This is a genomic window from Burkholderia sp. BCC1996, assembly GCF_905339955.1.
Classification (GTDB): Bacteria; Pseudomonadota; Gammaproteobacteria; order Burkholderiales; family Burkholderiaceae; genus Burkholderia.
On record NZ_CAJPHM010000006.1, the window covers coordinates 217,392 to 237,044 of the forward strand.

Here is a 19,653-nt window from a genome sequence, read left to right on the forward strand (position 1 = left end):
CGCGTTCGCGGCGGGACGCTCGAATCCGCGGGGCAGGGCGGGCGCGCCCGGGCGGCGCCCGTCCATCGAAAAACTGCGCCGTGCGAGCGGTTCGACCGGCAGATCGGTCTGCCTGCTCGCCGTGCCGCTGCAGGCCTGTTCCGGGAAAAGCGACACGCCACGTGCCGAAAAACGTGGGGTTCGTCGGCAGTCCGGGACCGGCGCATGCGCCGATCTTCTGCATTCGGCCGACGAAGCCGGCGTCAGGCCGCCAGCATTTCCTTCGCGTGCTTGCGCGTGGTGGCGGTGATCTCGAGCCCGCCGAGCATCCGCGCGACTTCCTCGACCCGGCTCGCCTTGTCGAGCGGGACGACCGACGAGACGGTGCCGCCGCGCTCGTCGGCGCCTTTCGCGACCTGGAAGTGATGGTCGCCGCGCGCGGCGACCTGCGGCAGGTGCGTCACGCACAGCACCTGGCGGTCGCGCCCGAGCTGGTGCAGCAGGCGGCCGACCACCTCGGCGACGCCGCCGCCGATCCCCGTGTCGACTTCGTCGAAAATCAGCGTCGGCGTCGGGCTGGCGGCGCTAGCGATCACGGCCAGCGCGAGGCTGATCCGTGCGAGTTCGCCGCCCGACGCGACTTTCGCGAGCGGCCGCAGCGGCACGCCCGGGTGCCCGGCGACCCGGAATTCGACCTGTTCGAGCCCGTGCGGGCCGCCGTCGGCGAGCGGCACGAGCGCGACTTCAAAGCTGCCGCCCGCCATCGACAGTTCCTGCATGCCGGCCGTGACGGCCGTGCCGAGCGCCTTCGCGGCCTGCGCGCGGGCCGTCGACAGGTGTTTCGCGTCGGCGAGATAGGCTTCCCATGCCTTCGCCTGCGCGGCTTCGAGCGCGCCGAGATCGGCGGCCGCGTCGAGCGCGGCGAGCTGCGCGCGGCGTGCCGCATGTTCCTCGTGCAGCGTGTCGGGCGGCAGCCGGAACTTGCGGGCGGTCGAGTGCAGCGCGTCGAGGCGCGTTTCGACCTGCGCGAGCCGGGCCGGGTCGAGATCGAGGCGCTGCGCGTAGTGCGACAGCGAATAGACGGCTTCCTGCAGCTGGATTTCGGCCGGTTCGAGCGACGCGAGCGCATCGCCGAGCCCCGTGTCGTAGTCGGCCAGGCTGCGCAGCTTCGACACGATCGCGCCGAGCTGCGGGAGCATCGCGTCGTCGGCCTCGGACAGCGCGTTGAGCGCGCCCTGCACGCCGGCGATCAGGTTCGCCGAATGCGACAGGCGCTTGTGCTCGCTGCCGACTTCGTCCCATTCGCCGGGTTGCGGTGCGAGCTTGTCGAGTTCGGCGAGCTGCCAGGCGAGCTTCTCGCGTTCGAGCTGCAGTTCGCGCTCATGCGCTTTCGCGGCGTCGATCGCCTGCGTTGCGTCGCGCCAGACGCGCCACGCGCGTGCGACGTTCGCGGCATCGGCCACGAGCCCCGCGTGCGTGTCGAACAGCTCGCGCTGCGCGTCGGGCCGCATCAGCAGCTGGTGCGCGTGCTGACCGTGGATGTCGACCAGCATCTCGCCGAGCTCGCGCAGCTGCGCGAGCGTCGCGCTGGTGCCGTTGATGAACGCACGCGAGCGGCCGTTCGCGTCGATCACGCGGCGCAGCATCACGGTGTCCTCGGCGTCGAACGCGTGTTCGTCGAGCCAGCGCGCGACGCGGTCGTGCGGCGTGAATTCGGCGGTGATGTCGGCGCGGCCGCAGCCGGCGCGCACGACGCTCGCGTCGGCGCGTTCGCCGAGCGCGAGGGCCAGCGCGTCGATCAGGATCGATTTGCCGGCGCCGGTTTCGCCGGAAAAGACGGTAAAGCCGCTGTCGAATTCGAGATCGAGCGCGGCGACGATGACGAAGTCGCGAATCGAGAGGTGGCGGAGCATGGTGTCGGGCGTGGGTGCGTCAGGACGCCTTGTCGTCTTCGTTCGATGCGTGTTCGTTCCAGTGCAGCTTCTTGCGCAGCGTCGCGTAGTAGCTGTAGCCGACCGGGTGCAGGAACGGCACCGTGTGCTTCGAGCGGCGCACCTCGATCGTGTCGTTCAGCTCGAGCGACGTGAACGACTGCATGTCGAAGTTCACGTTGACGTCGCGGCCGCCGACGATCTGGATCGCGATCTTCGAATCGTCGGGCAGCACGATCGGCCGGTTCGACAGCGCGTGCGGCGCGATCGGCACGAGCACGATGCCCTGGAGCTGCGGATGCAGGATCGGGCCGGCCGACGACAGCGCGTACGCGGTCGAGCCGGTCGGCGTGGCGACGATCAGGCCGTCCGAACGCTGGTTGTACATGTACCGGCCGTCGACCGACGCGCGCAGCTCGACCATCCCGGAAAAGCCGCTGCGGTTCACGACGACGTCGTTGAACGCAAGCGCGTGGTAGATCGGTTCGCCGTCGCGCATGATCCGGGCCTCGAGCAGCGAGCGCTCCTCGCGCTCGAACTTGCCCGACAGGATCACCGGGACGCGCGCCTGCATGTCGGCCGCCGCGATGTCCGTGATGAAGCCGAGCCGCCCGTGGTTGATCCCGATCAGCGGTGTCTTGTACGGCGCGAGCTGGCGGCCGATGCCGAGCATCGTGCCGTCGCCGCCGAGCACGACCGCCACGTCCGCGCGCGCGCCGATCTCCGCCGGGGTGAGCGCCGGATAGCCGGAGATGCCGATCTCGCGCGCCGTTTCGGCTTCGAACACGACCTCGAAGCCGAGCTTCGCGATGCAGCCAGCCAGCGTGGCGAGCGGCTCGGCGATGCCGGGCGTGTTGCTCCGGCCGACGAGCGCGACGGTGTTGAACTGATTACCGGTTTTCATGCCGGCATTACACCATAGCTCGTTGACGAAAAGAACCGGCTGTGCGCGAACGGGGCCGGATCGGTCGGCCCGGGCGACAGTGGCCGCGGCCACTCGCCGTGCTCGCGCGGTTGCGCTAAAATTTTCCACCATGCTAGATCCTCGCGCACGAACCCTCCTGAAAACCCTGATCGAACGGTATATCGCCGACGGTCAGCCGGTCGGCTCGCGCACGTTGTCCCGTTACTCCGGGCTCGAACTGAGCCCGGCAACGATCCGCAACGTGATGTCCGACCTGGAGGAGCTCGGCCTCGTGTCGAGCCCGCACACGTCGGCCGGCCGCGTGCCGACGCCGCGCGGCTACCGGCTGTTCGTCGACACGATGCTGACGGTCGAGGCGCCGATCGACGCCGAGGCCGTCGCGCGCCAGGTGCAGAACACGCTGCAGGCGGGCGAACCGCAGCAGCGGGTCGTGGCGGCCGCGGCGAGCGTGCTGTCGAACCTGTCGCAGTTCGCGGGTGTCGTGCTGACGCCGCGCCGCAGCCACGTGTTCAAGCAGATCGAGTTCATGCGGCTGTCGGACAAGCGCATCCTGCTGATCATCGTCACGCCCGAGGGCGACGTGCAGAACCGGATGCTCGCGACGCCGCGCGACTATTCGCCGTCGCAGCTCACCGAGGCGTCCAACTACATCAACGCGCACTTCGCCGGGCTGTCGTTCGACGAGGTGCGCCGCCGCCTGCGCGACGAGATCGACCAGCTGCGCGGCGACATGACCACGCTGATGCATGCGGCCGTGACGGCCAGCACCGAGGTGCCCGACACCGAGGACACCGTGCTCATTTCCGGCGAGCGCAACCTGCTCGAAGTGGCGGATCTGTCGTCCGACATGGCGCGGCTGCGCAAGCTGTTCGACGTGTTCGACCAAAAGACGGGCCTCCTGCAATTGCTCGACGTGTCGAGCCACGCCCAGGGCGTGCAGATCTTCATCGGCGGCGAATCGACGCTCGTGCCGATCGAGGAAATGAGCGTCGTGACCGCGCCGTACGAGGTGAACGGCCAGATCGTCGGCACGCTCGGCGTGATCGGCCCGACCCGCATGGCGTACAACCGCGTGATCCCGATCGTCGACATCACCGCGCGGCTGCTGTCGCTCACGCTGAGCCAGCAGTAACCCGACCGATACCGTCCCGCCATCGTGCCGCGGCGCCGTGCGCACCGCCAGTCGGCCGAACGGCCAGCCGACCCGGGCGAGACGGCCCGCTATAATTGAGGGCCGTCCGACTGCGTGCCCCGAGCACGTTCCTGCCCATGCGTTTCGATCTTGAGCCGCCTTCGAGCGTCGCAGCTGCCCATCGCATCGGCGTGCTGCTGATCAATCTCGGCACGCCCGACGCCCCGACGCCACGCGCGGTGCGGCGCTATCTGGCCGAGTTCCTGTCGGACCCGCGTGTCGTCGAAATCCCGCAGGTCGTCTGGCAGGTGCTGCTGCGCACGCTGATCCTGCCGCTGCGCGGTCGCGCGTCCGCGAAGAAGTATGCGGCCGTCTGGATGCCCGAGGGCTCGCCGCTGCGCGTGTACACCGAGCGCCAGACCGACGGCGTGCGCCACCTGCTCGCGTCGAACGGCTATCAGGTGACGGTCGACTACGCGATGCGCTACGGCAGCCCGGGCATTGCGCAGGCGCTCGCGCAGTTCAAGCGTGCGGGCGTCGAGCGCGTGCTGTTGATGCCGATGTACCCGCAATACTCGGCGTCCACCACCGCGACGGCATTCGATGCCGCGTTCGCCGGGCTCGCGCGGATGCGCAACCAGCCGGAAGTGCGCACGGTGCGGCACTACGCCGACCATCCGGCCTACATCCACGCGCTCGCCGAGCAGGTGCGCCAGTACTGGGCGCAGCATGGCCGGCCCGACTTCGCGGCCGGCGACAAGCTCGTGCTGAGTTTCCACGGCGTGCCGAAGCGCACGCTCGATCTGGGCGACCCCTATCACGACCAGTGCCAGCAGACGGGCGCGCTGCTGATGGCCGCGCTCGGGCTGTCGACGCTCGAATGCCGCGTGACGTTCCAGTCGCGCTTCGGCAAGGCCGAGTGGCTGCAGCCGTACACGGCGCCGACGCTGCGCGAACTCGGCGAGGCGGGGGTGCGGCGGGCCGACGTGTTCTGTCCCGGTTTCACGGCCGATTGTCTGGAGACGATCGAGGAGATCGGGATGGAGGTGCGCGACGAGTTCATCGCGGGCGGCGGCCAGGCGTTCCACCGGATTCCGTGCCTGAACGGCGCGCCCGCGTGGATCGGCGCGGTGGGCGAGATCGTCGCCGAGAATCTGCAGGGCTGGCCGGTGAAGGCCGCGCAGCCCGAAACGGTGAGTTGAACGCGATGAACTACAGGATTTCGACTGAACCCGGCGCGAAGCTGCGCATCGACAAATGGCTGTGGGCGGCCCGCTTCTTCAAGACGCGCTCGCTCGCGTCCGACGCGGTCGACAAGGGCCACGTGAAGATCGGCGGCGCGACGGTGAAGCCGGCCAAGGACGTGCGCGTCGGCGACGAGGTCGAGATTGCGATCGACGGTGTCGTCTGGCACATTGCCGTGCTTGGCATTTGCGACGTGCGCGGGCCCGCGAGCATCGCGCAGACGCTTTACGAGGAAACGGAAGCGGGGCGCGTCGCGCGGCTCGCCGAACTGGAACGGCGCCGCACCTATCGCGAGCCGGCGGCGGAACTGCACGGCCGGCCGACCAAGCGCGACCGGCGCATCATCGACAGATTTTCTGGTGGGAGCTGAACATCTGGTCGAATGTCGCCCGCGCGCTGCCGTATTCGGTCGTGCGGTCGGTGACGGCTCCGGACAGGCAGATGGTGGTGGTGCCGGCAATCAGTACCAGCGCGACCACCGATATGGCAAAGGTCAGTTTCACGGTACGCGCCTCGATGGGACTGTGAATGCAGCGCCAGGTGGATGTCAGGCGCCGGTAAGCTAGGGTAAACGCGCTTTTTCGACGCTTGAATGGAGTGTAGTGCACCCCCCTGTGCCGAGCTAGTACTTGCCTGGTAAGCGTTGTTACCGGTCGTTTCGTCCGATCCGGCGACAAATGCACGTAATCGGCGGCGCGCAGCGCGGTTGTTTCACGGCATTGGCGAATGCCGGTGAATAACCCCCTTGAAATCGCAGTTTTCGCCCTTATTTGCACCAACAATGTGCGGTGCCGCCGGCATACGGTCCGGCGGTTGCCGATTTGGCTTCAACCTCTAATCGACTTTCAGCGACATGGAAAACACGCAAGAGAACCCGGCTACCCAATCGGCCGAAGACATCGGCAGCGAGAAGCAGGCGGCGCAAGGCGCGGCGCCCGCCGCCGAAGCAGCCGACGCGGCGCTCGCGGAGGCTCAAGCCAAGGTCGCCGAGCTGCAGGAGAGCTTCCTGCGGGCGAAGGCCGAGACCGAGAACGTCCGCCGCCGCGCGCAGGAAGATGTCTCGAAGGCGCACAAGTTCGCGATCGAGGGCTTCGCGGAGCACCTGCTGCCCGTGCTGGACAGCCTCGAGGCTGCCGTCGGCGATACGTCCGGCGACATCACGAAGGTGCGCGAAGGCGTCGAACTGACGCTGCGCCAGCTGACGAGCGCGCTCGAGAAGGGCCGCGTCGTCGCGATCAACCCGGTCGGCGAGAAGTTCGATCCGCACCAGCACCAGGCGATTTCGATGGTGCCGGCCGAGCAGGAGCCGAACACCGTCGTGACCGTCCTGCAAAAGGGTTACATGATCGCCGACCGCGTGCTGCGCCCGGCGCTCGTCACGGTCGCCCAGCCGAAGTAAGGCCGACGCGATGGTTCCCGCCGGCGTCGATCCGGCCGCGTTCGACGCGTTCGACATGCAGGCGCTGGCGGCCGACACGTTCGACGCCGCGATCGCCGGCGCCGGGGATGCGCTCGCCGTGGTGTTCTTCTGGGGCATCGACTGCTTCAACTGCGAGATCGCCAAGAAGGCGATGCTCGCCCAGCCGGACGCGATCCGCGCGCTGGATCTGAAGTGGTTCCATTGCAACGTGTACGAACATCATGAGCTGGGGCGCCGCTTCGGCCTGCACGGCGTGCCGACGTGGTTCTTCTTCCACCGCGGCAAGCGGCTCGGCCGCGCGACCGGCTGGCATGGCCTCGCGCAGTTCCAGGCGGCGGTGTCGGCGGCGCGCGCGAAGATCGCCGCGGCGGCCGGCGCGCCGTCGGACCGCGACGCCGGTTCGTACGATCCGGCTACCGGCGGCGATTGAAAAAATTTAATATCCGCATCGCTTGGCGGGTCTTGAAAACGGATCGGCCGGACGCATTTCGGGAACAGAGTTGAATTCTGGCGCGCGAAACTGCCCAAAAACGCGGGGTTTCGCGCAGCAAACAAGCATTTCTGGAGATTAGGAAAAATGGGAAAGATCATCGGTATTGACCTCGGCACCACGAACTCGTGCGTCGCCATCATGGAAGGCAACCAGGTCAAGGTCATCGAGAACTCGGAAGGCACGCGCACGACGCCGTCGATCATCGCCTACATGGACGACAACGAAGTGCTCGTCGGCGCGCCGGCCAAGCGCCAGTCCGTGACCAACCCGAAGAACACGCTGTTCGCCGTGAAGCGCCTGATCGGCCGCCGCTTCGAAGAGAAGGAAGTCCAGAAGGACATCGGCCTGATGCCGTACGCGATCATCAAGGCCGACAACGGCGACGCATGGGTCGAAGCGCACGGCGAGAAGCTCGCGCCGCCGCAGGTGTCGGCCGAAGTGCTGCGCAAGATGAAGAAGACGGCCGAAGACTACCTCGGCGAGCCGGTCACGGAAGCCGTGATCACGGTGCCGGCGTACTTCAACGACAGCCAGCGCCAGGCAACCAAGGACGCCGGCCGCATCGCGGGCCTCGAAGTCAAGCGGATCATCAACGAGCCGACGGCAGCCGCGCTCGCGTTCGGCCTCGACAAGGCCGAGAAGGGCGACCGCAAGATCGCCGTGTATGACCTCGGCGGCGGCACGTTCGACGTGTCGATCATCGAGATCGCGGACGTCGACGGCGAAATGCAGTTCGAAGTGCTGTCGACCAACGGCGACACGTTCCTCGGCGGCGAGGACTTCGACCAGCGCATCATCGATTACATCATCGGCGAGTTCAAGAAGGAGCAGGGCGTCGACCTGTCGAAGGACGTGCTCGCGCTGCAGCGCCTGAAGGAAGCCGCTGAAAAGGCGAAGATCGAGCTGTCGTCGAGCCAGCAGACCGAAATCAACCTGCCGTACATCACGGCCGACGCATCGGGTCCGAAGCACTTGAACCTGAAGATCACCCGCGCGAAGCTGGAAGCGCTGGTCGAGGATCTGGTCGAGCGCACGATCGAACCGTGCCGCATCGCGATCAAGGACGCCGGCGTCAAGGTGTCGGACATCGACGACGTGATCCTGGTCGGCGGCCAGACCCGCATGCCGAAGGTGCAGGAGAAGGTGAAGGAGTTCTTCGGCAAGGATCCGCGCCGTGACGTGAACCCGGACGAAGCCGTCGCAGTCGGCGCGGCGATCCAGGGCCAGGTCCTGTCGGGCGACCGCAAGGACGTGCTGCTGCTCGACGTGACCCCGCTGTCGCTCGGCATCGAGACGCTCGGCGGCGTGATGACGAAGATGATCAACAAGAACACGACGATCCCGACGAAGCACGCTCAGGTGTATTCGACGGCGGACGACAACCAGTCGGCCGTGACGATCAAGGTGTTCCAGGGCGAACGCGAGATGGCGGCGGGCAACAAGCTGCTCGGCGAGTTCAACCTCGAAGGCATCCCGCCGTCGCCGCGCGGCGTGCCGCAGATCGAAGTGACCTTCGACATCGACGCGAACGGCATCCTGCACGTCGGCGCGAAGGACAAGGCGACCGGCAAGGAAAACAAGATCACGATCAAGGCGAACTCGGGCCTGTCCGACGCTGAAATCGACCAGATGATCAAGGACGCGGAAGCGAACGCAGCGGAAGACCACAAGCTGCGCGAGCTGGCTGATTCGCGCAACCAGGGCGACGCGCTGGTCCACAGCACGAAGAAGGCGCTCACCGAGTACGGCGACAAGCTGGACGCGGGCGAGAAGGAAAAGATCGAAGCGGCGCTGAAGTCGCTCGAGGACGTGCTGAAGGATACGTCGGCCGACAAGGCGGCGATCGACGCGAAGGTCGAGGAACTCGGTCAGGCTTCGCAGAAGCTCGGCGAAAAGATGTACGCCGACATGCAGGCGCAGCAAGCCGGCGCGGCGGGTGCAGCGGAAGGCGCGGCCCAGGCGGGCGGTGCGCAGCAGGCTGCCGACGACGTCGTCGACGCCGAGTTCAAGGAAGTGAAGAAGGACTAAGCCGGGTTGCAATGGCACCGTACGCCGCGCGTGGAAACGCGCGCGGCGCGGTTGACCAACGACTGAAAGCGGTCTGTCTTTCCTTCCGGATGGCCGGATCGACTCCACGCCTGGCGGGCTTCGCGGCCCTCCGGGCACATTTGTTTTTTGGCGGGTGCTGCGCGAGCCGTCCGCGGACGGCGCAGCGCCAGACGAGTCGAGAGACTTTACTGCGGGCGAAAGGAGCCGCCGCGTGCGTGACGCGCGACGGCACAGTGAATCGATATGGCGAAACGGGATTACTACGAGGTTCTGGGCGTCGCGAAGAACGCGAGCGACGACGAAATCAAGAAGGCGTATCGCAAGCTTGCGATGAAGTATCACCCTGACCGCAATCCGGACAACAAGGATGCGGAAGAGCATTTCAAGGAGGCGAAGGAAGCCTATGAAATGCTGTCGGACGACCAGAAGCGCGCGGCGTACGACCAGTACGGCCACGCGGGCGTCGATCCGAACATGGGCGGTGCGGGCGCACAGGGTTTCGGCGGCTTCGCGGATGCGTTCGGCGACATCTTCGGCGACATCTTCGGCCAGGCCGCGGGCGGTGCCGCGCGCGGCGGCCGCGGCGGTCCGCAGGTGTATCGCGGCGCCGACCTGCGCTACAGCATGGAAATCACGCTCGAGCAGGCCGCGCACGGCTACGACACGCAGATCCGCGTGCCGAGCTGGGTATCGTGCGAAGTCTGTCACGGGTCGGGCGCGAAGCCCGGCACGAAGCCGGAAACCTGCCCGACCTGTCACGGCCAGGGCACGGTGCGCATGTCGCAGGGCTTCTTCAGCATCCAGCAGACCTGCCCGAAGTGCCACGGCACCGGCACCTACATCCCGGAACCGTGCGTGCACTGCCACGGCTCGGGCAAGGTGAAGGAAACCAAGACGCTCGAAGTGAAGATCCCGGCCGGCATCGACGACGGGATGCGGATCCGCTCCGCCGGCAACGGCGAGCCGGGTATCAACGGCGGGCCGCCGGGCGACCTGTACGTCGAGATCCACATCAAGCCGCACTCGGTGTTCGAGCGCGACGGCGACGATCTCCACTGCCAGATGCCGATCCCGTTCACGACCGCCGCACTGGGCGGCGAGATCGAGGTGCCGACGCTGGCCGGCCGTGCGTCGTTCCCGGTGCCGGAAGGCACGCAGTCGGGCAAGACGTTCCGCCTGCGCGGCAAGGGGATCAAGGGTCTGCGTTCGAGCATCGCGGGCGATCTGTACGTACACGTGCAGGTCGAGACGCCCGTGAAGCTGACCGACCAGCAGCGCGACCTGCTCAAGCAGTTCGAGAAGTCGCTGGCCGAGGGCGGTGCGCGTCACAGCCCGCAGAGCAAGAGCTGGTTCGACCGGGTGAAGAGCTTCTTCGAGTAACGGCATGACTGAAGGCAACGAGAGCGCGTCGTTCGCGCTCTTGGACGATTGCGACTCGACCGCGTCCGCGCGGTCGAGTCGTTTGTATTCCGGTTTCGTGCGCGAACGCGTGTGCACGGATCCGGCACGGCTCGACGAAGTCGATGCGGCGGTGGCGCAGGATCTGCGCGACGGGCTGCATGCGATCGTCGTCGGCGACTACGAATTCGGACGCAATCTGGACAGAGCGCAGCCGGGCCATGCCCCGCTGCGCTTTTTGCTGTATGCGCGCTGCGAGCGCCTGTCGCGCGACGAAGTCGATGCGTGGCTCGCGCAGCAGGACGGCGGCGGCCCGCCGTCGATCGCGGGCGTCGCGCACGTCGCGAAGAGCGTGTCGCGCGACGCGTTCGACGCGGCGATCGCCGCGGTGCACGACGCGCTGCGGGCGGGCGATTCGTATCAGATCAACTACACGTACCGGCTGAATTTCGACATGTTCGGCACGCCGCTCGCGCTGTACCGGCGGCTGCGCGCGCGTCAGCCCGTGCGTTACGGCGCGCTGATCGCGCTGCCCGACGGCGCGTGGGTCGTGTCGTGCTCGCCGGAGCTGTTCGTCGAGAAGCACGGCGACGTGCTGCGCGCGCGGCCGATGAAGGGCACCGCGCCGCGCTCGGCCGATCCGCGCGACGATGCGGCCGCTGCCGCGTTCCTCGCGAACGATCCGAAGAACCGCGCGGAAAACGTGATGATCGTCGACCTGCTGCGCAACGACGTGTCGCGGATCGCGCGCACGGGCACGGTCAAGGTGCCGGCGCTGTTCTCGGTCGAGCCGTATGCGTCGGTGTGGCAGATGACGTCGACGGTCGAGGCCGGCTGGCGCGACGGCACCACGTTCGCGCAGATGCTGCGTGCGCTGTTTCCGTGCGGATCGATCACCGGTGCGCCGAAGCACAAGACGATGGAACTGATCGACGCGATCGAGTCGACGCCGCGCGGGCTCTATACGGGCGCGATCGGCTGGCTCGATGCACCGAAGGAAGGCCTTTCGGCAGGCGCTGCGGTGCCCGACGGCGTGGCCGGCTGCGGCGATTTCTGCCTGTCGGTCGCGATCCGGACGCTGACGCTCGATGCGATCGCCGTCGATGCGGCCGCAACGATCGGCTCGCGCGACGCGGCAACGGCCGCTAGCGGCCGGCGGCGCGGCAGGATGGGTGTCGGCGCGGGCATCGTGCTCGACAGCGTCGCCGCCGACGAATATGCGGAGTGCGAATTGAAAGCGCGATTCCTGACCGATGCCGATCCCGGCTTCCAGTTGTTCGAAACCACGGCCGCGACACGTGCGGACGGCATCCGGCATCTCGAGCGCCATCTCGCGCGGCTGCAGCGCAGCGCGGATGCGTTCGGCTTCCGCCTCGACGCCGACGCGTTGCGCCGCGAGATCGACGCGCGCTGCGCGGCGCTCGATGGCGACGGCCCGTACCGGATGAAGCTCGCACTCGCGAAGGACGGCACGGTCGACATCACGGCCGCGGTACTGAGGCCGCTGCCCGCGGGGCCGGTCGGCGTGATGCTCGCGTCCGCGCACGGCTTCGCGCCGACCTGCGCGGACGATGCGCTGCTGCTGCACAAGACGACGCGCCGTGCCGAGTACGACCGTGCGTGGCAGGCGGCGGAAGCGCTCGGCGGCTTCGACATGCTGTTCGTGAACGAGCGCGGCGAGGTGACGGAAGGCGGGCGGTCGAATGTGTTCGTGAAGCGTGATGGCGTGTGGTTGACGCCGCCGTTGTCGTGCGGCGTGCTCCCCGGCGTGATGCGCGGTGTGCTGCTCGACGATCCGGCGCTAGGCGCAAAAGAGCGCGTGCTGACGCTCGACGATGTGCTGAACGCGGACGAGTTGATGATCTGCAATGCGTTGCGCGGGTCGGTCGCGGCGCGGCTGATTCAAGGCAACGCACCGGCCTGAACGCGAATTACTTCCCCGGCGTGCATTGCCAGCTTTGTACGATGGCGTGCCCACGCCTGTAACGCGCGACGCAAGTCTGCGCCTGTCTGCCGAGCGGTCGTGCGATCACGACGCTCGTATTCCCGTAGTCGCATGAGACCCAGTAATCCTCACGGTTTTCAGCGAGCGACCAGGTATAGACGTCGCTTTTGGGTTCGGAGCGCGAGCGGTTCGGCAGCAAGGACATCATCCGGTCCGGCGGCCCTGACCAGAAGGTGACGCTGGCAAGCGGGTAGGTGCTTTGCGTGTCGAAGCTTTTCCAGCCATCGGGTGGTTGACCGTCGAGCCGCTGGGTAACGGCAACGCGTGCGGGGCAGTCTTCGGTCGCAGCGGACGCGGGTAATGCGACGAGCGGACTGCATGCGAGCGCGGCGATGGCGAGCAGCCGATGTTCAGCCGCCTTTTCATACACATGCGCCATCTTTTCCACTCCTTCGCTTGACGAAGGTTTGATGGTCGCAGCGACGAAGGTGTGCAGGAATAGGACGAGTTAGAAAGTACGTATTGTCCGCAATGCAGTACGAGAAACGGCGCACCGCATCGCGGCCACGTCAGCGAGTGTGCCGCAGCAAGCGCCGACCGCGCGCCACGGCACGCCCGTCCCGCGTCAGAACGAGTGTTCCGGGCCCGGGAACGTGCGGTCCTTCACCGCGCTCACATACGCCTCGACGGCCGCCTGGATGTTCGGCTGTCCCTGCATGAAATCCTTCACGAAACGCGGCCGCTTGCCGGGGAAGATGCCGAGCATGTCGTGCAGCACCAGCACCTGACCCGAGCAATCGAGCCCTGCACCGATGCCGATCGTCGGGATCTTCAGCATGTGCGTGACTTCGGATGCGACGAGCGTCGGCACCGCTTCGAGCACCACGAGCTGCGCGCCCGCATCTTCGATCGCCCGCGCATCGCGCAGCAGCTGCGCGGCGCCGGCTTCCGTGCGGCCCTGCACCTTGAAGCCGCCGAACGCATGCACCGACTGCGGCGTGAGGCCGAGGTGCGCGCACACCGGCACCGAGCGTTCGACGAGGAAGCGGATCGTGTCGGCGAGCCATTCGCCGCCTTCGAGCTTCACCATCTGCGCGCCGGCGCGCATCAGCGTGACCGCGTTCGCGAACGCCTCGGCCGGCGTGCCGTACGTGCCGAACGGCAGATCGGCGACGACGAGCGCGCGCGGCTGCACGCGCGCGACGCATGCGGTGTGGTACGCGATGTCGTCGAGCGACACCGGGAGCGTGGTCGTGTGGCCCTGCAGCACGTTGCCGAGCGAATCGCCGATCAGCAGCACGTCGGTGCCGGCGCGATCGAGCAGCGCGGAAAAGCTCGCGTCGTAGCAGGTGAGCATCGCGATCTTCTCGTCGGCTTCGCGCATTGCCTGCAGCTTGGGCACCGTGACGGCAGGCCGGCTCGATTCCTGGAGATAGGTCATGGGAAATCCGGTTCGATGGGGAGGAACGACAGGCGAGGACGCGTCAGCGCGTCGTCTCGCCCTTGACGAAGAATTCCTTGCGGCCGCGCATCGTGTCGATGCGCTCGATCAGCAGCGCGAGGTCTTCGGGGGAATCCAGCGGGTTCAGGTGTTCGGCTGCGACCGTCAGCACCGGCGTGCGGTCGTAGTGATAGAAGAATTCGTTGTATGCATCGACGAGCGAGCGCAGGTACGCGTCGCTGATCTGCAGCTCCATCGGCAGCCCGCGCTTCTGGATGCGCGAGAACAGCACCTCGGGGCTCGCCTGCAGGTAGACGACGAGATCGGGCGCGGGTGCCTGCGGCACGTCGAGGTGCGTCGCGATCGACCGGTACAGCTGCCATTCGTCTTCCGGCAGGTTCAGCCGCGCGAAGATGTCGTTCTTCTGCGGCATGAAATCGGCGACGACGGGCCGGCCCGTATCGAGCGCGCCGATCAGTTCGCGCGCCTGCTGCGCGCGCTGCAGCGCGAACGACAGCTGCGCGGGCAGCGCATAGCGCGCGGTGTCGCGATAGAAGCGTTCGAGGAACGGGTTGTCCTGCGGGCGTTCGAGCAGCGCCTGCATCGACCAGCGCTCGGCGAAGAGGCGCGCGAGTGTCGTCTTGCCGACGCCGATCGGGCCTTCGATCACGAGGTAGCGATGCGGGGCGCGCAGGTCGGGCGCGGTGACGGTCAGCGGAGTGGTGTTCATCGGCAGGGGTTCTTGTCGGCGTCAGCGCCGGCGGCAAGGGCCTTCTGCATCAGGCATTGGCAGGTCTGCACCTTCTCGACGCGCTGATCGGCGACGGCGGCGAGGAACGCATCGGCGCGGCCGCGCGCGGGGATGTCGAGCGCCGGTTCGATTTCGACGAGCGGCACGAGCGCGAATGCGCGATCGGTGAGGCGCGGATGCGGGACGATCAGGTCGGGTTCGTCGATCGAATCGGAGCCGAACAGCAGAATGTCGAGGTCGAGCGTGCGCGGCGCGTTGCGATACGGGCGCTCGCGCCCGAAGTGATGTTCGATCTTCTGGCAGAGCGCGAGCAGCTCCCGGGCCGACAGCGTCGTGTCGAGCTTGACGACGCAGTTGTAGTAATCGTCGCCGCCCGCTTCGAAGGGCGCCGTGCGATACAGGCTCGATTTGCCGAGGATCGAGATGGTGCGCTGCTGCGCGAGGCACACCACCGCGTCCTTCAGGGTCTGGCGCGCATCGCCGAGATTCGCCCCCAGTCCGATATATGCAACCGTCATGGCATCACTTCCTACGTCGTTCGCCGGCGAGCGCGTCAGTCGTCGGAACCGCCCGCGGTGTCCGGCGCCTGCTCGGCGGCGCCTTCGCCCGGCTTGCGGTTTCGCGCACCGCCGCGGCGGCGCCGCTTGCGGGGCGATTTTTCCTTCGAGCCGCCCTGCGTGAGGAGTGCCTCACGGGCGGCCGCGTCGCCTTCGATGAAATCCGTCCACCACTGTCCGACTTCCGCATCGAGCTCGCCGGATTCGCAGCGTAACAGGAGGAAATCATACCCCGCTCTAAACCTTTGGTGTTCCAGCAGCCGCATCGCGCTGCGGCCCGAGCGTTTTTCGAGGCGCAGTTGCAGGCCCCAGATCTCGCGCATGTCGGCCGAGTAGCGCTTGTGGATCGCGAGCTTCTCGGTCTGCATGTCGAGCACGTCGTCCATCGCGCGATGGAGCGCCGGCACCGGGATTTCGCCCTCCGCCGTGTATTGCTCGAAGCGCTGGCGCATGTCGTGCCACAGCAGCGTCGCGAACAGGAAGCCCGGCGACACCGGCTTGCCGGCGCGCACGCGCGCGTCGGTGTTGTTCAGCGCGAGCGTGATGAACTTCTCGCCCTGCGGCTGCTCGAGCACGACGTCGAGCAGCGGCAGCAGCCCGTGGTGCAGGCCTTCCTTGCGCAGCTGCTGCAGGCACGCGAGCGCATGGCCCGACAGCAGCAGCTTCAGCATTTCGTCGAACAGGCGCGCGGCCGGCACGTTGTTGATCAGGTCGGCGAGCGCGTTGATCGGCTCGCGCGTGTGCGGCTCGATCTCGAAGCCGAGCTTCGCCGCGAAACGCACGACGCGCAGCATCCGCACCGGATCCTCGCGGAAGCGCGTGGCCGGGTCGCCGATCATCCGCAACAGGCGGGCGCGCATGTCGGCCATCCCGTCGTGGTAGTCGAGCACCGTCTGCGTCGACGGGTCGTAGTACATCGCGTTGATCGTGAAGTCGCGGCGCGCGGCGTCTTCGTGCTGTTCGCCCCACACGTTGTCGCGCAGCACGCGGCCGCTCGCGTCCACCGCATGCGTGCGGCGGTCGAGCTCGTCGCGCTTCAGGCGCTTCGGCGGCTCGGCCGCGGCGGCTTCGGGCGGCGCGTCGACCAGCGCGCGGAACGTCGACACCTCGATCAGTTCCTGGCCGAACTGCACGTGGACGATCTGGAAGCGGCGGCCGATCAGGCGCGCGCGGCGGAACAGGCGCTGCACCTCGGTCGGCGTCGCGTCGGTCGCGACGTCGAAGTCCTTCGGTGCGATGCCGAGCAGCAGGTCGCGTACGGCACCGCCGACGATGAACGCGCGAAAGCCCGCCTGCTGCAGCGTGTCGGTCACGCGCACGGCGTTCCGCGAGATCAGCGACGGATCGATCTGGTGCACGCTGGCCGGCACGACGGTCGGCTCGTGGTTGCTGCGCGCCTTCCTGGCGCCGCCGCCGCGGCTCCCCTTCGCGGGGCGCGGGGCAGGGGCCGTTTCGACGGCGGGCGCCTCGACGGGCGACGTGTGTTCGGCGCCGTCCTGGCCGAGCAGCTTGCGAATGAATTTTTTGATCACGACGTTCAGAAGAGATCGAGGATGCGCCAGCCGCGGTCGCTTGCATGCGCACGCAGCGTGTCGTCGGGGTTGGTCGCGATCGGGTCGGTGACTTTCTCGAGCAACGGGATGTCGTTGTGCGAGTCGCTGTAGAAATAGCTGTGTTCGAAGTCGTCCCAGTGCTTGCCGAGCGACGCGAGCCACGCTTCGGTGCGCACGATCTTGCCTTCGCGATAGCTCGGCGTGCCGGTCGGCCGGCCCGTGTACGGCGAGTCGGGATGGCCGTCGGTCGTTTCGACCTCGCACGCGATCAGCGTGTCGACGCCGAACGCGGTCGCGATCGGACGCGTGATGAACTCGTTGGTCGCGGTCACGACGCAGCACAGGTCGCCGGCATCGAGGTGCTTGCGCACGAGTTCGAGCGCGGCGGGCGTCATCGCGGGGCGGATCACCTCGTGCATGTACTGCTCGTGCCATTCGGCCAGCTGCGCGCGCGAATACTTCGCGAGCGGCGTGAGCATCGCGCACAGGTAAGCATGGATGTCGAGCTTGCCGGCCTTGTAGTCGGCGAAGAACTGATCGTTCTGACGCGAGAAGCTTTCCGCGTCGACGATGCCGAGCTTCACCATGAAGCGGCCCCATTCGTGGTCGCTATCGGTCGGGATCAGCGTGTGATCGAGGTCAAAGAGTGCCAGATTAGTCATGGAAGCGCATTTTACTCGAAGCGGTTCGGGCCTGTGCCCGGTGGTGCGATGTCGTCGCCGGGGCGGGCCAGCATCCGGCGCAGCAGCGGCAGCGTGACGGCGCGTTTCTGCTCGAGCGAGAAGCGGTCGAGCGCGTCGAGCAGCGCCATCAGGCTCGGCATGTCGCGGCGGAAATGGGTGAGCAGGTAAGCGGCGATGTCGTCGGTGAGCGCGATCCCGCGCTCCTTCGCCGCGAGCTTCAGCACGGCGATCTTGCCGGCGTCGGACGGCGGCGACAGGTGGAACACGAGCCCCCAGCCGAGGCGCGTGCGCAGATCCTCGCGCACGTCGAGCGCGAGCGGCGCCGCGGGGCCCGCCGCGACGAACGCGCTCGACGGGTGCGCGCGGACCTCGTTGAACAGGTTGAACAGCGCGACCTGCTGCGTGTCGCTCATCTTGTCGCAGTCGTCGATCGCGTAGATGCCGATGCGCGGGTCGAACGTGAACGCGCCGAGCGGGCTTTGCGGCGTCAGGTAGCGCGCGTAGCCGTACGACGCGTCGCTCACGAGCGCCTGCAGCAGGTGGGTGCGGCCGCTGCCGGGCTCGCCCCAGATGTAGAACGACCGGTCCGGCACGGGCCCCGCCGCGAGCGCGAGGTCGAGCTTCTGGAGCCGCGAGATGAGCTCGTCGTTCTCCTCATTCATGATGAAGTTGTCGAACGTGGCGGGCGGCGGCGTGCCGAGATCGAGCGTCAGTTGACGGGACACAACAGTCACAATGCAGGTCGGTTGATGAAACGCGCGCCGTACGCCGGGCACGCGCGGGGGGCTGCTCCGGTGCCTGAACACGCGGCCGCACGCACGGCGGCGCGCGGTTTCCGGCGCGGCTCGCGGGGCGATGAAAACGGGGACGTGTCGACCAAGATGCAATCCCTGACGATTCGGTGCTGGGAATTCCGGCCAACGGGCCGGCTTCGGGTAAAATCGCATTTTACCGACCTTCTCGCATTCCCCCATGAATCCTCCGAAATCCGCTCCCGACGCCCAAGGTCTGTCCTACCGCGACGCAGGCGTCGACATCGACGCGGGCGACGCGCTCATCGACAAGATCAAGCCTTTTGCGAAGAAAACCCTGCGCGACGGCGTGCTCGGCGGCATCGGCGGGTTCGGCGCGCTGTTCGAAGTGCCGAAGAAGTACAAGGAGCCCGTGCTCGTGTCGGGCACCGACGGCGTCGGCACCAAGCTCAAGCTGGCCTTTCATCTGAACAAACACGACACCGTCGGCCAGGATCTGGTGGCGATGAGCGTGAACGACATCCTCGTGCAGGGCGCCGAGCCGCTGTTCTTCCTCGATTACTTCGCGTGCGGCAAGCTCGACGTCGACACGGCCGCGACCGTCGTCAAGGGCATCGCGCATGGTTGCGAACTGTCGGGCTGCGCGCTGATCGGCGGTGAAACGGCCGAAATGCCGGGCATGTACCCGGACGGCGAATACGACCTGGCCGGTTTCGCGGTCGGCGCGGTCGAGAAGAGCAAGATCATCGACGGCAGCACGATCGCCGAAGGCGACGTGGTGCTCGGCCTCGCGTCGAGCGGCATCCACTCGAACGGCTTCTCGCTCGTGCGCAAGATCATCGAGCGCGCGAACCCCGACCTGTCGGCCGATTTCCACGGCCGCTCGCTGGCCGACACGCTGATGGCGCCGACGCGCATCTACGTGAAGCCGCTGCTCGCGCTGATGCAGAAGCTGTCGGTGAAGGGCATGGCCCACATCACCGGCGGCGGCCTCGTCGAGAACATTCCGCGCGTGCTGCGCGAAGGCCTCACGGCCGAGCTCGACCAGAACGCGTGGCCGCTGCCGCCGCTGTTCAAGTGGCTGCAGGAGCACGGCGGCGTCGCCGACGCGGAAATGCACCGCGTGTTCAACTGCGGGATCGGGATGGCCGTGATCGTCTCGGCAGCCGATGCCGACGCGGCGATCGCCGACCTGACGGCCGCCGGCGAACAGGTGTGGAAGATCGGCACCGTGCGTGCGAGCCGCGAAGGCGAGGCGCAGACGGTCGTGGTCTGACGCAGCGCACGCAGGATGCAGCAAGGAAAGCCGCCCGGAGTCGATCCGGGCGGCTTTTTTTCTGGCGTGGCCGTTGGCGTTTTGGCGGGCGGCCCGAAAGAGGAACGACGATGACCGAAGACG

The 19,653-nt window shown here is 67.4% G+C and carries 19 protein-coding genes; 9 read left to right on the forward strand and 10 right to left on the reverse strand.

All coding sequences use genetic code 11. The features are described 5' to 3' along the window. Nucleotides 1-242: 242 nt before the first annotated feature. Both recN and U4Z64_RS11025 read right to left on the reverse strand, forming a co-directional pair. Nucleotides 243-1,892 carry a DNA repair protein RecN gene (gene recN, locus U4Z64_RS11020; RefSeq protein WP_044844043.1) on the reverse strand — a complete coding sequence of 550 codons (1,650 nt, stop codon included), beginning with the start codon at nucleotides 1,890-1,892 and terminating at the stop codon, nucleotides 243-245. A gap of 19 nt (nucleotides 1,893-1,911) precedes the next feature. Continuing rightward, nucleotides 1,912-2,814 carry an NAD kinase gene (locus tag U4Z64_RS11025; RefSeq protein ID WP_044844044.1) on the reverse strand — a complete coding sequence of 301 codons (903 nt, stop codon included), beginning with the start codon at nucleotides 2,812-2,814 and terminating at the stop codon, nucleotides 1,912-1,914. Nucleotides 2,815-2,944: 130 nt separating this feature from the next. Here U4Z64_RS11025 and hrcA point away from each other — a divergent pair, with 130 nt between their 5' ends. The 3 genes from hrcA (at nucleotide 2,945) to U4Z64_RS11040 (ending at nucleotide 5,582) form a co-directional block, all read left to right on the forward strand. Next, nucleotides 2,945-3,967 (forward strand): heat-inducible transcriptional repressor HrcA, encoded by a 1,023-nt coding sequence (gene hrcA / locus U4Z64_RS11030; RefSeq protein ID WP_011544637.1) that lies wholly within the window; start codon nucleotides 2,945-2,947, stop codon nucleotides 3,965-3,967. Nucleotides 3,968-4,104: 137 nt separating this feature from the next. Beyond that, nucleotides 4,105-5,169: a ferrochelatase gene (hemH, locus tag U4Z64_RS11035; RefSeq protein WP_321819945.1), complete on the forward strand. Its 1,065-nt coding sequence runs from the start codon at nucleotides 4,105-4,107 to the stop codon at nucleotides 5,167-5,169. A 5-nt stretch (nucleotides 5,170-5,174) separates the two neighbouring features. Further along, nucleotides 5,175-5,582 (forward strand): RNA-binding S4 domain-containing protein, encoded by a 408-nt coding sequence (locus tag U4Z64_RS11040; RefSeq protein ID WP_321819946.1) that lies wholly within the window; start codon nucleotides 5,175-5,177, stop codon nucleotides 5,580-5,582. On the opposite strand, the gene U4Z64_RS11045 is transcribed toward U4Z64_RS11040, so the two are convergent. Beyond that, nucleotides 5,554-5,715 (reverse strand): hypothetical protein, encoded by a 162-nt coding sequence (locus U4Z64_RS11045; RefSeq protein ID WP_006476841.1) that lies wholly within the window; start codon nucleotides 5,713-5,715, stop codon nucleotides 5,554-5,556. The genes U4Z64_RS11040 and U4Z64_RS11045 overlap by 29 nt on opposite strands. 350 nt (nucleotides 5,716-6,065) lie before the next feature. On the opposite strand from U4Z64_RS11045, the gene grpE reads away from it, so the two are divergent. The 5 genes from grpE (at nucleotide 6,066) to U4Z64_RS11070 (ending at nucleotide 12,496) form a co-directional block, all read left to right on the forward strand. Next, nucleotides 6,066-6,611, forward strand: coding sequence for a nucleotide exchange factor GrpE (gene grpE, locus U4Z64_RS11050; protein ID WP_044844047.1), 546 nt, complete (start codon nucleotides 6,066-6,068; stop codon nucleotides 6,609-6,611). Between the two features lie 10 nt (nucleotides 6,612-6,621). After that, complete coding sequence (locus U4Z64_RS11055; RefSeq protein WP_321819947.1) at nucleotides 6,622-7,062, forward strand: thioredoxin family protein; 441 nt, start codon at nucleotides 6,622-6,624, stop codon at nucleotides 7,060-7,062. Nucleotides 7,063-7,209: 147 nt separating this feature from the next. Beyond that, entirely contained in the window at nucleotides 7,210-9,153 is a 1,944-nt protein-coding gene (gene dnaK / locus U4Z64_RS11060; protein ID WP_044844049.1) for a molecular chaperone DnaK, read from the forward strand. Nucleotides 9,154-9,417: 264 nt separating this feature from the next. Beyond that, nucleotides 9,418-10,554: a molecular chaperone DnaJ gene (dnaJ, locus tag U4Z64_RS11065; RefSeq protein ID WP_044844050.1), complete on the forward strand. Its 1,137-nt coding sequence runs from the start codon at nucleotides 9,418-9,420 to the stop codon at nucleotides 10,552-10,554. A gap of 4 nt (nucleotides 10,555-10,558) precedes the next feature. Then, nucleotides 10,559-12,496 carry a bifunctional anthranilate synthase component I family protein/class IV aminotransferase gene (locus tag U4Z64_RS11070; RefSeq protein WP_321819948.1) on the forward strand — a complete coding sequence of 646 codons (1,938 nt, stop codon included), beginning with the start codon at nucleotides 10,559-10,561 and terminating at the stop codon, nucleotides 12,494-12,496. A 7-nt stretch (nucleotides 12,497-12,503) separates the two neighbouring features. Here the strand turns inward: U4Z64_RS11070 and U4Z64_RS11075 are convergent, their stop codons facing one another. The 7 genes from U4Z64_RS11075 to hda form a co-directional block, all read right to left on the reverse strand. Beyond that, the gene (locus tag U4Z64_RS11075) at nucleotides 12,504-12,956 is read right to left on the reverse strand and encodes an STY0301 family protein (RefSeq protein ID WP_321819949.1); all 453 of its coding nucleotides are present in this window, start codon (nucleotides 12,954-12,956) and stop codon (nucleotides 12,504-12,506) included. Nucleotides 12,957-13,142: 186 nt separating this feature from the next. After that, a complete protein-coding gene (panB, locus tag U4Z64_RS11080; protein WP_044844052.1) occupies nucleotides 13,143-13,958 on the reverse strand; it encodes a 3-methyl-2-oxobutanoate hydroxymethyltransferase in 816 nt (271 codons plus the stop codon). Between the two features lie 43 nt (nucleotides 13,959-14,001). Then, complete coding sequence (locus U4Z64_RS11085; RefSeq protein ID WP_124487955.1) at nucleotides 14,002-14,688, reverse strand: deoxynucleoside kinase; 687 nt, start codon at nucleotides 14,686-14,688, stop codon at nucleotides 14,002-14,004. Beyond that, on the reverse strand, nucleotides 14,685-15,227 hold the full coding sequence (gene folK / locus U4Z64_RS11090) for a 2-amino-4-hydroxy-6-hydroxymethyldihydropteridine diphosphokinase (protein ID WP_044844054.1): 543 nt from the start codon (nucleotides 15,225-15,227) through the stop codon (nucleotides 14,685-14,687). The genes U4Z64_RS11085 and folK overlap by 4 nt, the downstream gene beginning before the upstream one ends. Nucleotides 15,228-15,262: 35 nt before the next feature. Further along, nucleotides 15,263-16,798, reverse strand: a complete 1,536-nt coding sequence (pcnB, locus tag U4Z64_RS11095; protein WP_124487954.1) for a polynucleotide adenylyltransferase PcnB — start codon at nucleotides 16,796-16,798, stop codon at nucleotides 15,263-15,265. A 5-nt stretch (nucleotides 16,799-16,803) separates the two neighbouring features. Further along, nucleotides 16,804-17,481 carry an HAD family hydrolase gene (locus U4Z64_RS11100; protein WP_044844056.1) on the reverse strand — a complete coding sequence of 226 codons (678 nt, stop codon included), beginning with the start codon at nucleotides 17,479-17,481 and terminating at the stop codon, nucleotides 16,804-16,806. A gap of 11 nt (nucleotides 17,482-17,492) precedes the next feature. Continuing rightward, nucleotides 17,493-18,227: a DnaA regulatory inactivator Hda gene (gene hda, locus U4Z64_RS11105; protein ID WP_044844057.1), complete on the reverse strand. Its 735-nt coding sequence runs from the start codon at nucleotides 18,225-18,227 to the stop codon at nucleotides 17,493-17,495. A gap of 247 nt (nucleotides 18,228-18,474) precedes the next feature. On the opposite strand from hda, the gene purM reads away from it, so the two are divergent. Further along, nucleotides 18,475-19,530, forward strand: a complete 1,056-nt coding sequence (gene purM / locus U4Z64_RS11110; protein WP_057926698.1) for a phosphoribosylformylglycinamidine cyclo-ligase — start codon at nucleotides 18,475-18,477, stop codon at nucleotides 19,528-19,530. The last annotated feature ends 123 nt before the right edge of the window (nucleotides 19,531-19,653 follow it).